8 protein-coding genes are annotated in these 12,957 nt (G+C 73.2%); 4 read left to right on the top strand and 4 right to left on the bottom strand.

Annotation, left to right across the window (positions count from 1 at the left end):
* Positions 1 to 56: 56 nt before the first annotated feature.
* The 4 genes from fxsA to fxsT all read left to right on the top strand — a co-directional run bounded on the left by fxsA (position 57) and on the right by fxsT (position 6,126).
* A complete protein-coding gene (gene fxsA, locus WDV06_RS01860; RefSeq protein ID WP_395507803.1) occupies positions 57 to 269 on the top strand; it encodes an FxSxx-COOH cyclophane-containing RiPP peptide in 213 nt (70 codons plus the stop codon).
* Positions 270 to 423: 154 nt separating this feature from the next.
* Positions 424 to 1,713 (top strand): FxsB family cyclophane-forming radical SAM/SPASM peptide maturase, encoded by a 1,290-nt coding sequence (locus WDV06_RS01855; protein WP_395507802.1) that lies wholly within the window; start codon positions 424 to 426, stop codon positions 1,711 to 1,713.
* Positions 1,710 to 2,993 (top strand): aKG-HExxH-type peptide beta-hydroxylase, encoded by a 1,284-nt coding sequence (locus WDV06_RS01850; RefSeq protein WP_395507801.1) that lies wholly within the window; start codon positions 1,710 to 1,712, stop codon positions 2,991 to 2,993. Before WDV06_RS01855 ends, WDV06_RS01850 begins: the two co-directional genes overlap by 4 nt.
* Positions 2,994 to 3,123: 130 nt before the next feature.
* On the top strand, positions 3,124 to 6,126 hold the full coding sequence (gene fxsT, locus WDV06_RS01845) for an FxSxx-COOH system tetratricopeptide repeat protein (protein WP_395507800.1): 3,003 nt from the start codon (positions 3,124 to 3,126) through the stop codon (positions 6,124 to 6,126).
* Positions 6,127 to 6,252: 126 nt separating this feature from the next.
* Here fxsT and WDV06_RS01840 read toward each other — a convergent pair whose 3' ends face one another.
* The 4 genes from WDV06_RS01840 to WDV06_RS01825 form a co-directional block, all read right to left on the bottom strand.
* Positions 6,253 to 10,131, bottom strand: a complete 3,879-nt coding sequence (locus WDV06_RS01840; protein ID WP_395507799.1) for a multifunctional oxoglutarate decarboxylase/oxoglutarate dehydrogenase thiamine pyrophosphate-binding subunit/dihydrolipoyllysine-residue succinyltransferase subunit — start codon at positions 10,129 to 10,131, stop codon at positions 6,253 to 6,255.
* A 258-nt stretch (positions 10,132 to 10,389) separates the two neighbouring features.
* On the bottom strand, positions 10,390 to 11,469 hold the full coding sequence (locus WDV06_RS01835; protein ID WP_395507798.1) for a HAMP domain-containing sensor histidine kinase: 1,080 nt from the start codon (positions 11,467 to 11,469) through the stop codon (positions 10,390 to 10,392).
* Complete coding sequence (locus tag WDV06_RS01830; protein ID WP_395507797.1) at positions 11,466 to 12,206, bottom strand: response regulator transcription factor; 741 nt, start codon at positions 12,204 to 12,206, stop codon at positions 11,466 to 11,468. The genes WDV06_RS01835 and WDV06_RS01830 overlap by 4 nt, the downstream gene beginning before the upstream one ends.
* A gap of 123 nt (positions 12,207 to 12,329) precedes the next feature.
* Complete coding sequence (locus tag WDV06_RS01825) at positions 12,330 to 12,899, bottom strand: hypothetical protein (RefSeq protein ID WP_395507796.1); 570 nt, start codon at positions 12,897 to 12,899, stop codon at positions 12,330 to 12,332.
* Positions 12,900 to 12,957 lie beyond the last annotated feature (58 nt).

Here is a 12,957-nt window from a genome sequence, read left to right as displayed (position 1 = left end):
ACCACGGCATTCCACCGCAATCCACATTCCACGGTGCGAAGGGGGACGGGCAGCCCATGGTGACCGGACGTCAGGAAGTGGCCCCACCCCCCGATCCCCGCGCCCACCCCCGACCCTGCCCCGGGCAGCTCCCCGACCTCTCCGGGCTCGACCTGCCCGCCCTGCGCGGCATCGCCCACCCGGTGCTCGCCGAGGTCATCGAAGGGCTCGTGGAGCGGGTGACCCACCCGGCCGAGATCCTCAACGCCTTCGACTCGGGCGTCGCCTGAGCCACCCCACACCCCGCGCGCCCGCGCCCGTACCGCCCGGAGTTGACCACTTTCCGCCGTTAGCCGGACCCCGGCGGGGGGCAGGGATGGACCGTTCCGGGGGCCGGGCCGGGGGCCGGGCACCCAGCGGTGGCCGGGGGAGGGGGCACGGGTGATGGGCCGAGCGATCACGGGCGGGCCCGCACTGCCCGCACCCCACAGCCCCGCCGTCCTCGCCGCCCAGGCCCGTCACGCCCGCCACGCCCCCTGGCCGTACGCCCGCCTCGACGTACCCGCCCTGCGCGCCGCGGGCCACCGACCGCACCCCGTACGGCAGTTCGTGCTCAAGACGCACAGCCGCTGCAACCTCGCCTGCACGTACTGCTACGTCTACGAGATGGCCGACCAGAGCTGGCGCACCCGCCCCGCCGCCATGGCGCCCGCCACCGCCCGGCGCGCGGCCGAACGCATCGCCGAGCACGCCGCCGCGCACGAACTGCCGCGCGTGGACCTCGTCCTGCACGGCGGCGAACCCCTCCTCGCCGACCCCGCCGAACTCGCCGCCCCCGTCGAGGCGGTACGGGCCGCGCTGGCCCGGCGCTCGCCCCGCACCCGGGTCACCGCGAGCGTGCAGACCAACGCCACCCTCCTCACCCGCGGCCGGATCGCCGCCCTGGCCGCCGCCGGCATCCGGATCGGGGTCAGCCTCGACGGCGGACTCCCCGCCCACAACGCCCGCCGCGTGGACCACGCGGGCCGGCCCGGCTTCGGCGCGGCCGCCCGCGGCCTGCGGCTGCTCGCCCGGCACCCGGCCGGCTACGCCGGGGTGCTGTGCGTGGCCGACCTCGCCCAGGACCCGGTGGAGACGTACGAGTCCCTCCTCGCCTTCGCCCCACCCGCGATCGGGCTGCTGCTGCCCCTGGCCAACTGGAGCACCCCGCCGCCCGGAACCACCGGCCCCGCCGCCGGCACCCCGTACGCCGACTGGCTGATCGCCGTCTTCGAACGCTGGTGGCACGACGGGACCCGGCGCACCCGCATCCGGATCTTCGAGGAGGTCATCGCCCTGCTGCTGGGCCTCCCCGCCGCCACCGAGAGCCTCGGCCTGGCCCCCGCCGCCACCGCCGTGGTGGAGACCGACGGCAGCATCGAACAGGCCGACTCCCTGAAGTCCGCCTACGAAGGGGCCGCGGCCACCGGCATGACCCTCGACACCCACCGCTTCGACGACCTCCTCGACCACCCCGGCTTCGCCGCCCGCCAGCTCGGCCGCGAGGCCCTCGCCGAGGAGTGCCGGTCCTGCGAGCTGGTGCAGGTCTGCGGCGGCGGCCACTACCCCCACCGCTACCGCGAGGGCGAGGGCTTCCGCCAGCCGTCCGTGTACTGCGCGGACCTCCAGGCCCTGATCCGCCACATCGCCCGCGCGGTCCACACGGCCGCCACGAACCGGCGGGCCGCCTCATGACCCGTCCCACCGCCCCCGCCCCCGGCTCCGGGGCCCCGCCCCCGGCCGCCCTCGCCCGGTTCGCCGTAGGAGCCCCCGTCCTGGAGGCCCTCGCCTCCACCGAACCCTCCCCCGAAGGGACCCGGCTCGTCGGCGACGTCCGGCGGTCCAAGCGGCTGCTCCTCCTGCGGGCCGTCCTCGACGCCGCCCCCGGCCCCCAAGCGGGGGAGTGGTGGGGACTGCTGGAGGACGCCGAACGACAGGACCCCCACGCCGTACGGGACGTCCTGCACTACCCCTCCACCGGGGTGTGGGCCGAGGAGACCCTGCGCCGGCTGCACGCCCCGCACGGCCCCGCCCCCGACCTCGGGCACCTCGGCGCCCTCGCCGTGGCCGCCGCGCTGCGCGCCGGGATCGGCTTCAAGACCACCCTGCGCCCCGCCCACGGCCGCCTCGCCCTGCCCACCCTCGGCCTGCTGCTCCCCGACCGGCCCGGCCCCCTCGCCCTGACCGAGCGCTCCTGGGACACCTCCGACGTCCTCCCGCTGCACCCCCTGCCCGGCGGCCGCACCTCCCTCGACGACCTCGACCCCTACCGGGCCCCCGCCCCCGGCCACCCCGCACCCGTGCGCCCCGCCCGCCGGCTCACCCCCAAGGGCCACAGGCGCTGGGACACCCAGTGGACCGGTGCCCTCACCCTCCTGGAGCGCTACGACGCCGCCCGGGCGGACGAGGCGGGCCGCCTGCTGCGCTCCCTCGTCCCGCTCGGCGGCGGCTCCCGCTCCAACGGCGCCACCCTCCCCGCCGCGGCCGGATCCCTCCTCGCCCGCGGCCAGTCCCCGCCCGCGCTGGCGGCGACCCTCGTCCACGAGGTGCAGCACGGAAAACTCGCCGCGCTCACCGACGTCCTCACCCTCCACACCGCCGACCGCACCCCCTGCCACTGGGCCCCCTGGCGCACCGACCCGCGCCCCCTGGAGGGGCTGCTGCACGGCACCTACGCCCACCTGGCCCTGGCCGGCTACTGGCAGCGCGCCGCCCTGTACGGGGCCCGCGGCGCCTGGGCCCGGCACGCCCGGACCCGCGCCCAGGTGGCCGCCGTCCTGCCGGTCCTGCGCGGCCACCCCCGACTCACCGCCACAGGAAGGCAGTTCGTCGAGGCCATGGCCGGCGCCGAGCGGGCCATGGACGCCCTCCCGCCCCCCGGCGACCAGCACGCCACCGCCCGCCGCGCCCTCGAACGGGAACGCCGCGCCTGGTGCGCGGCACACCCCGAACTCGCGGAGTCCGCAGGGGCCTGACGGGCCGTCCGCTGCGGTACCTTTCAAGCCCGCCCCTCGCCCCGCCGCCCCCGGAACCCCCCGGCCGCGGCGGCGCCCCGCACCGCCCCGCACCCCGTCCACCGCCCGGACACCCCAGGGAGACGGCCGCATGACCGGTACCGGTACGCGACACGACCGCGACGGAGCCGCCCAGCCCCAGCGCTTCGTCATCAGCTTCGCGGGCTTCAACCGCCCCTGGGCGGTGTGGATCGCCCACCGCCTGGAGGAACACGGCCACCGCGTCGCCCTCCAGCGCTGGGACCCCCAGACCGGTCCCGGCATCACCGAGGCCCTCGACGACCTCGCCCGCTCCGGCGGCAGGGTCCTCGTCGTGCTCAGCGAACGCTACTTCTCCGTCGGCACCCACACCGACGAGGAGTGGAACACCGCCCTGCGGACCGTCACCGAGGCCCACCCCGACCGGTTCGCCGCCGTCTGCCTCACCGACGCCCCGCTGCCCAGCGCCGTCGCCGCCCTGGAGAAGACCGACCTGTGGGGCCTGGACGCCTACGAGGCCGAGTACCGCGTCCTGCGCCGCCTCGACCTGCCCACCGACCGCATCGGCACCGAGAGCGGGCGGCGCGGCCCCCGCTTCCCCAACGACCCGCCCGAGATCTGGGGCCGCGTCCCGCGCCGCAACCCCCGCTTCACCGGCCGCAACGACGTCATCGGCCGGCTGCGCGCCGCCCTCACCGAAGCCCCGCCCGGCGCCTCGACGGTCACCCTCCTGGGGCTGTCCGGCGTCGGCAAGACCCAGGTCGCCACCGAGTACGCCTACCGCTTCGCCTCCGAGTACGACGTCGTCTGGTGGGTCCCCGCCGAGGACCGGCCCACCCTCCGCGAACGCCTCGCCGACCTCGCCCCCGAACTCGGCCTGCCGCGCGGCGCCGGCAGCTACGGCGAGCAGATCCGCGCCGTCCTGGAAGCCCTGCGCCGCGGCAACCCCTACCACCGCTGGCTGATGGTCTTCGACGGCTGCGACAACCCCGACGACCTCACCGACCTGCTGCCCTCCGGCGCCGGCGACGTGATCATCACCTCCCGCAACCGCGAATGGGCCGCCCGCCACACCAGCCTCGTCGAGGTCCCCCTCTACGCCCGGCCCGAATCGGTCACCTTCATCCGCCGCCGCGCCCGCCGCCTCACCGGCGAGGAGGCCGACCAGCTCGCCGAGGCCCTGGAGGACTACCCCCTCGCCCTCGACCAGACCGCCGGCTGGCTCGCCGACTCCCCCCTGGGCGTCGGCGAATACCTCGACCTCCTCCAACGGCGGCTCGACTCCCACGAGGCCGTCACCCTCTCCGACGACTACCCGCTGCCCTTCCCCACCGCCCTGGCCATACTCCTCAACAACGTCCGCGAGAACTTCCCCGACGCCCTCGCCCTGCTCCGGCTGTTCGTCTTCTTCGCCCCCGGCCGGGTCCCGCTGCGGCTGCTGCGCGAGTTCCCCGCCGAGGACGTCCCCGAAGACCTCGCGGGCATCGTCAACGACCAGATCCGCTGGAACGCCGCCCTCAACAAGCTCGTCCAGTTCTCCGTCGTCCGCCTGGAGTACTCCGACCTGTCCGTCGAGGAGGGCGGCGGCCTGGAGACCGTCCAGCTGCACCGCATGGTCCACAACATCGTCCGCGAGAACCTCGCCGAGGACGAGGCCGACCAGCTCTCCCGCGCCGTCCGCCAGGTCCTCGCCGCCGCCGACCCCGGCCGCCCCTCCGACTCCCGGCTCTGGCCCCGCTACGCCGAACTCATCCCGCACCTGGAACCCGCCGGAGTACTGACCAGCAGCAACCCCCGCATCCAGAACTTCCTGCTGCACTGCCTGCGCTTCCTGATCCTCGCCGGCGAGTACCGCACCTGCCTGCGCCTGGCCGAACAGACCGACCACGTCTGGCGGGCCATGCTCGGCGACGACCACGACCAGGTCCGCGAACTCAGCTACCACTACGGCGGCGCCCTGCGCATGCTCGGCCACTTCCGCCAGGCCGAGGCCCTCGCCCGCCAGGTCGCCGACCGGCTCATCGCCGAACGCGGCGACCGCGACCTGGAAACCCTCCGCGCCACCAGCACCTACGCCGGCGTCCTCCTCAGCACCGCCAAGTTCGACGAGGCCCGCGCGCTCCTCGAACACGCCTTCGCCCGCTACCGCGAACTCCTCGGCGAGGACGACGCCACCACCCTCAACGCCCAGAACAACGTCGCCGTCGCACTGCGCCTCCTCGGCCGCTACCAGGAGGCCTACGACACCGACCTGGACACCCTGCGCCGCCGCGAACGCGTCCTGCGCGTCCGCCACATCGCCACCCTCTCCTCCGGCATCGGCTGCGCCATGGGCCTGCGCCTGATGGGCCGCTACCGCGAAGCCCTCGCCCGCCAGGAACAGGGCCTCAAACTCCACGTCCAGGTCCTCGGCGCCAACCACCCGCAGACCCTGCGCGCCGAACACAACCTCGGCCAGTGCCTGCGCCGCACCGGCGACATCCCGGGCGCCGGCGCCCGCCTGCGCAGCGTCCTGGAACGCTCCACCCGGGTCTTCGGCGCCGAGTTCCCCTGGACCCTGATGGTCGCCTCCGACTACGCCACCTACCTGCGCGAGTACGGGGACATCGAAGAGGCCCGCCGGATCTCCGAGGAGGTCGTCCGCGGCTACCAGTCCCAACTCGGCCTCGCCCACCCGTACAGCATCGGCACGGTCGGCAACCTCGGCCTCGTCCTGCGCGCCCAGGGCGAGCGCACCGAGGCACTGAACCTGGCCGAACAGGCCCTGGTCGGCATGCGCGGCGCCCTCGGCGAGCGCCACCCCTGGACCCTGGGCTGCGCCCTCAACGCCACCGGCCACCGCAACATCACCGGCCGCCTGGAGTCCGCCCTGGAGCTCAGCCGCGAGACGCTGCGCGCCGCCGAACAGGTCCTGGGCCCCGACCACCCGATGGCCCTCAGCGCCCAGATCGCCCTGGCCGCCGACCTCCGCTCGGTACGGGAGGACGCCGAGGCCGCCAAACACGAGGACGCCGGCCTCAAGGCCCTCACCCGCACCCTGGGCCCCCAACACGTCCACACCGTCTCGGCCCGCCAGCAGACCCGCCCGTACTGGGACTTCGAACCCCAGCCGTAACCGGCCCCGCCGGCGACCGGGGCGCGGGGTCCGGGCGGAGCCCCGGCAGCGGCGGGAAGGCCGGAAGGCCCGGCCCCCACCGAGTGGGGGCCGGGCCTTCCGTCTCCGTGCAGGTCGCGGTGGCGACTACGCCTCGAAGACCTCGTTGATCAGCAGCTGCTGCTCGGCCTGGTGGCGCTTCGCCGAGCCCACCGCCGGGGAAGAGCCGTGCGGACGCGAGATGCGCCGCAGGCGCTCGCCCGCCGGGATGTCCGCGCCGACCGCCAGGTCGAGGTGGTCGATCAGGTTCAGCGCGATGAACGGCCACGCACCCTGGTTCGCCGGCTCCTCCTGCGCCCAGATGTACTTCGCCGCGTTCGGGAACTTGGCGATCTCCGCCTGGAGTTCGGCGCCCGGCAGCGGGTACAGCCGCTCGATGCGGATGATCGCCGTGTCGGTGATGCCGCGCTTCTCCCGCTCGGCCTCCAGGTCGTAGTAGACCTTGCCCGCGCAGAAGACGACCTTGCGGACGGCGTTCGGGTCGACCGTGGTGTCCCCGATGACCGGACGGAACGAACCGCTCGTGAACTCCTCCGCCTTCGACGCCGCGGCCTTCAGACGCAGCATCGACTTCGGGGTGAAGACGACCAGCGGCTTGTGGTGCGGGTTGTGGACCTGCCAGCGCAGCAGGTGGAAGTAGTTCGACGGCAGGGTCGGCATCGCGACCGTCATGTTGTTCTGCGCGCACAGCTGGAGGAAGCGCTCCGGGCGGGCGGACGAGTGGTCCGGGCCCTGGCCCTCGTAGCCGTGCGGCAGCAGCAGCGTGACGCCGGAGGTCTGGCCCCACTTCTGCTCGGCCGAGGAGATGAACTCGTCGACGACGGTCTGGGCGCCGTTGACGAAGTCACCGAACTGGGCCTCCCACAGCACCAGCGCGTCCGGGCGGGCCAGCGAGTAGCCGTACTCGAAGCCCATGGCCGCGTACTCGGAGAGCAGCGAGTCGTAGACGTTGTAGCGGGCCTGGTCGTCCGACAGGTGCTGCAGCGGGGTGTAGTCCTTGCCGGTCTCCCGGTCGATGAGGACCGCGTGACGCTGGCCGAAGGTGCCGCGGCGGGAGTCCTGGCCGGACAGGCGGACCGGCGTGCCCTCCATCAGCAGCGAACCGAAGGCCAGGGTCTCGCCCATGCCCCAGTCGATGGTGCCGTCGTCGATCATCGCCGCGCGGCGCTGCAGCTGCGGCAGCAGACGCGGGTGGACCGTGTGGCCCTCGGGGATGTTGACCTGGGACTCGGCGATCCGCTTGACGACGTCCTGCGAGATCGCCGTGTTCACGGCCACCGGGAACTCGGCCTGCGGGGCCGGCTCCGGCGTGGCGACCGCGGGCTGCGTGGCGGCCTCGCGGACCTCCGCGAAGACCTTCTCCAGCTGGCCCTGGAAGTCCTGGAGCGCCTGCTCGGCCTCTTCCAGGGTGATGTCGCCGCGACCGATGAGGGACTCGGTGTACAGCTTGCGCACCGAGCGCTTCTTGTCGATCAGGTCGTACATCAGCGGCTGCGTGAACGCCGGGTTGTCCGACTCGTTGTGACCGCGGCGGCGGTAGCAGATGAGGTCGATCACGACGTCCTTGTTGAACGCCTGGCGGAACTCGAAGGCGAGCCGCGCGACGCGGACCACGGCCTCCGGGTCGTCGCCGTTCACGTGGAAGATCGGCGCCTCGATCATGCGGGCCACGTCGGTCGCGTACATCGACGAACGCGAGGACTCCGGGGCGGCGGTGAAGCCGACCTGGTTGTTGATCACGACGTGGACGGTGCCGCCGGTGCGGTAGCCGCGCAGCTGCGACATGTTCAGCGTCTCGGCGACCACGCCCTGGCCGGCGAACGCGGCGTCGCCGTGCAGGGCGACGGGCAGGACGGTGAAGTCCGTGCCGGCCTTGCCGATGACGTCCTGCTTGGCGCGGGCGACACCCTCCAGGACCGGGTCGACGGCCTCCAGGTGCGAGGGGTTGGCGACGAGCGAGACCTTGATCTGCTCCCCGTCCAGGCCCGTGAAGGTGCCCTCGGCGCCCAGGTGGTACTTGACGTCGCCGGAGCCGTGCATGGACTTCGGGTCGAGGTTGCCCTCGAACTCGCGGAAGATCTGCGCGTACGACTTGCCGACGATGTTCGCCAGGACGTTCAGGCGGCCGCGGTGGGCCATGCCGATGACGACCTCGTCGAGGCGGGCCTCGGCGGCCGAGTCGATGACGGCGTCGAGCAGCGGGATGACGGACTCGCCGCCCTCCAGCGAGAAGCGCTTCTGGCCGACGTACTTGGTCTGCAGGAAGGTCTCGAAGGCCTCCGCCGCGTTCAGGCGGCGCAGGATGCGCAGCTGCTCCTCGCGCTCCGGCTTGGAGTGCGCGCGCTCGATGCGGTCCTGGATCCAGCGGCGCTGCTTCGGGTCCTGGATGTGCATGAACTCGACGCCGGTGGTGCGGCAGTACGAGTCGCGCAGGACGCCGAGGATGTCGCGCAGCTTCATCATCGACTTGCCGGCGAAGCCGCCGACGGCGAACTCGCGCTCCAGGTCCCACAGGGTGAGGCCGTGCTCGGTGATGTCGAGGTCGGGGTGCTTGCGCTGCTTGTACTCCAGCGGGTCGGTGTCGGCCATGACGTGGCCGCGGACCCGGTAGGAGTGGATGAGCTCGAAGACGCGGGCGGCCTTCGTGACGTCGTCGTCGTGCGAGGCGTCGATGTCGCGCATCCAGCGGACCGGCTCGTACGGGATCCGCAGCGACTCGAAGACGTTGTCGTAGAACTCGCCTTCGCCGAGGAGGAAGTTCGCGACGATGCGCAGGAACTCGCCGGAGGCCGCACCCTGGATGACCCGGTGGTCGTAGGTCGAGGTCAGGGTCATGACCTTGGAGATGCCCAGCTTGTTCAGGGTGTCCTGCGAGGTGCCCTGGAATTCGGCGGGGTAGTCCATGGAGCCGACGCCCATGATGACCGACTGTCCGGGCATCAGGCGGGGCACGGAGTGGACGGTGCCCAGGCCGCCGGGGTTGGTCAGGGAGACCGTGACGCCGGTGAAGTCGTCCATCGTCAGCTTGCCGACGCGGGCGCGGCGGACGATGTCCTCGTAGGCCTGCCAGAACTCGAAGAAGTTCAGGGTCTCGGCCTTCTTGATGCCGGCGACGACGAGCTGGCGGTCGCCGTTCGGCTTGACCAGGTCGATCGCGAGGCCGAAGTTCACGTGCTCCGGCTTGACCAGGGTCGGCTTGCCGTCCTTCTCCTGGAAGGAGTAGTTCATCGACGGCATGGCCTTGATGGCCTGCACCATCGCGTAGCCGATGAGGTGGGTGAAGGAGATCTTCCCACCGCGGGCGCGCTTGAGGTGGTTGTTGATGACGATGCGGTTGTCGAACAGCAGCTTCACCGGGACGGCGCGGACGGACGTGGCCGTCGGGACGTCGAGGGAGGCGTTCATGTTCTTGGCCACGGCGGCGGCGGGGCCGCGGAGCGTCACCAGCTCGGGGCCCTGAGGGGCCTCGGTGGCGGGCGCGGCCTTCTGCGCCGGAGTGGTGGCGGCCGGAGCGGGGGCCTGGGGAGCGGGCGCGGCCGGTGCGGCGGCCTGGGCCTGGGAGGTGACAGTCACAGCAGGGGCACCAGAGGGGGTGGCAGGAGCAGGGGACGGAGCTGACACGGGTGTGGACGCAGAAATGGGCGCGGCGGGCGCCGCCCCCGTGGCGGCGTCGGCGGCCTGCGGGATCCCGGCCGGGGCGGTGGCGGCCTGTGCGGAGGCGCCATCCGTCGTCGCGGACTTCTCGGGAGCGGGACCGTCCGACTTCACCGGAGCGGCAGCGCCCCCCGGCTTGTAGTCGGCGAAGAAGTCCCACCAGGCCCGGTCGACCGAGTTCGGGTCCTGGAGGTACTGCTGGTAGATCTCGTCGACGAGCCACTCATTCGCGCCGAAGCCTGAGGCAGGGGTCTTCCCGCCTTCTGCTGCGTCGGTCGTGGTGCTCGGGTTACTGGGGGACTGTGGCGACACGGCGGCAACCGCCCTCTTCCGCTTCACAAGGTATGGACAGCGGGAATAAAGGCTACGCCTCCCGGGCGGTGCAATGCAGGCCGGGCGGGACTTCCGTCACGCAGGTCACACCGAACGGCGGGTTTCGTCGCGTGGAATGGCGGGAAACAAGCGTGGTTCGGGTAGGGGGCAGCGAGGTTGCGACCCCCGCGGCCTCGCACCCCTGACGACCCCGGGCACGTGTGGCCGAGATCATGTCCTTCGCACTCGAACCCTACGTCAAGACAGCACCGGCGAGCTGCCCGGAAGGGTGACGAGGATTCGGCAACCACGTGACGATTCGGCCACGCGGATATCCCCTCCGTGCAGGCCGACGGCCCAGCGGGCGATCGCCAGCCCCAGCCCCGTGCCCCCGTCGCCGCCGCCAGCCGACCCGCGGTTGAAGCGCTCGAAGACCCGGTGGCGCTCCGCCTCCGGGATTCCGGGCCCCTCGTCCACGACCTCCAGGGCCAGGCTCCCGGGCGTGTCGCCGCAGCGCGCCCGGACCGTCACCCGGCCGTGCGCCGGACTGTGCTTCACCGCGTTGTCGATCAGGTTGGCCACCACCTGGTGCAGCCGCTCCGCGTCGGCGTACGCGGTCAGCTCCGGAGGATGCACGTCCAGGTGGAGGTGCACGTCGTTACGGGTGTGCCCACCCGAACCGGAAGACAGCCCAGGCCGCCCCGCAGCCGCCAGCCCCGACTCCTTCAGCACCCCCGACAGGTACGGCCACACCTCGAAGCGGCGCGCCTTCAGCGGCACCACCCCGTTGTCCACCCGCGACAGGTCCAGCAGCGTCTCCACCAGCCGGCCGAGCCGCTCCGCCTGCTTCAGCATCGTCCGCATGGTTTCCGGATCGGCCTCCGAGACCCCGTCCACCACGTTCTCCAGCACCGCCCGCAGCCCCGCGATCGGAGTGCGGAGCTCGTGCGAGACGTTCGCGACCAGCTCTCGACGGTGCCTGTCCTCGGCCTCCAGATCGTCGGCCATCCGGTTGATCGTCGACGCCAGATCACCCAGCTCGTCCCGCCGCCCGGCCCCGCGCACCCGGCGCGTGTAGTCCCCGTGCGAGATCGCCCGGGCGACCGTCGTCATCTCGTCCAGCGGCGCCGTCAGGCCGTGCGCCACGAACTGGGTGATCAGCATCGAGGCGATCACCGAGAAGACGGTGATGAACCGCAGCTCCGTGTCCGTGCGCAGCGCCACCATCAGCAGGCCCGTGGTGATGAAGACCGACACCACGACGAGCGTGCCCAGCTTCGTCTTGATCGAGAACGGCGAGAACGGCCGCAGGCCGCCCCCGGGACGCCCGCCGCTCACGCCTGCGCCGGGGTCTCCAGGGCGTACCCGACGCCGTGGACCGTACGGATCCGCTCCGCGCCGATCTTCCGGCGCAGGGCCTTGATGTGGCTGTCGACCGTCCGGGTGCCCGAGGCGTCGGCCCAGTCCCACACCTCCGCCAGCAGCTGCTCCCGCGACAGCACCGCCCGCGGGCTCCCCGCCAGACAGACCAGCAGGTCGAACTCGGTCGGCGTCAGGTGCACGTCCTCCGCCTGCACCCGCACCCGCCGCTGCGCGTGGTCGATCTCCAGGTCCCCCAGCCTCAGGGTCGCCCCGCGCGGGGCCGTCGCGGCCTGCGTGGCCCGCTCGACCCGGCGCAGCAGCACGTGGACCCGCGCCGCCAGCTCGCGCATGGAGAACGGCTTCGTCATGTAGTCGTCCGCCCCGACCCCGAGGCCGACCAGCATGTCGGTCTCGTCGTCCCGGGCCGTCAGCATCAGCACCGGGACCGGCCGCTGCGCCTGCACCCGCCGGCACACCTCCAGCCCGTCGAAGCCGGGCAGCATGACGTCCAGCACCAGCAGCTCGGGCAGCCAGCTCTCGGCGGCCGCGACCGCGGCCGGACCGTCGTGGGCGGTCTGCACCTGGAAGCCCTCGGCGCGCAGCCGGGCCGCGATCGCGTCGGCGATGGTGCGGTCGTCCTCGACCACCAGCACGCGCCGCTGGGCACCTGGGGTGGCCGCGGCTCCGCTGTGGGTCGTGTGCGTCTGTTCCATGTCCCGCCCCTGATGATCCGCGTGATGGCTGGGGTGCAGCGTAGAGGAGGCACAGGCCTGCGGCCATGGAGGGTTCGGACAGGACCCGGCCGCATGCGGAATCAGAGATTCATCCCGGATTCCTCATGCGGCGTCGAATCCGGGGAGGGCCTCCAGCACCTTGGAAAGCGCCCGCGGCAGCACCGTCTGGTCGGCCGCCACCTCGAAACCGCCGTGCGCGAAGGAGTACGTGAACCCGTCGCGGACCGGCGGCTCGGCGGTCGCCGTGCGGGGCAGGTGGGCGAAGTCCGCCGCGCGGAGCGCCGTACGCAGATCCTCCAGGCCGGCGGGGGTGAGGCGGCCCCTGCGGAGGTCCTTGTCCTGCTCGCCGAGGAGGGTCCAGGAGCCGTCGCCGTTGACGAGGAGGGTGCGGGTCCGGCCGGCGAAACCGCCGCTGCGGGTGACGCGCAGGAGGCGCTCGGTGGACGGGGCCGCGGTGGACGGAGGGGCGGGCCGGGGGCCGGCGGGGGTGGTGGCCGGCGGCTGCGGGGCGGTGGCCGAAGGGGAGGACGCGGGGGAGGCCGTGGCGGAGGCGGGTGCCGTGGCCCCCGCCGGAGCCGGGCCGCCCGGGGACCCGTCGCGGTCGCACCCCGCCAGGGACACCGCGGCCAGCAGCACCGCCGCCGCGGCCCCGGCCGCTCGCATCGCTCGCACGCCCACCTCCAGCGGGTCACCGGTACGCCCCCGAGTATGGAGGCCCCGACCCGCTACG

This window comes from Streptomyces racemochromogenes, from assembly GCF_044129415.1.
GTDB lineage: Bacteria > Actinomycetota > Actinomycetes > Streptomycetales > Streptomycetaceae > Streptomyces > Streptomyces racemochromogenes_A.
This window is presented reverse-complemented; position numbering and strand designations above follow the sequence as displayed.

What these genes read in the sequence shown, in the direction of transcription:
- fxsA (WP_395507803.1), top strand. Translation starts at nt 57, where the DNA reads ATGGTGACCGGACGTCAGGAAGTGGCCCCACCCCCCGATCCCCGCGCC.
- WDV06_RS01830 (WP_395507797.1), bottom strand. Translation starts at nt 12,206, where the DNA reads ATGGAACAGACGCACACGACCCACAGCGGAGCCGCGGCCACCCCAGGT.
- WDV06_RS01850 (WP_395507801.1), top strand. Translation starts at nt 1,710, where the DNA reads ATGACCCGTCCCACCGCCCCCGCCCCCGGCTCCGGGGCCCCGCCCCCG.
- WDV06_RS01855 (WP_395507802.1), top strand. Translation starts at nt 424, where the DNA reads ATGGGCCGAGCGATCACGGGCGGGCCCGCACTGCCCGCACCCCACAGC.
- fxsT (WP_395507800.1), top strand. Translation starts at nt 3,124, where the DNA reads ATGACCGGTACCGGTACGCGACACGACCGCGACGGAGCCGCCCAGCCC.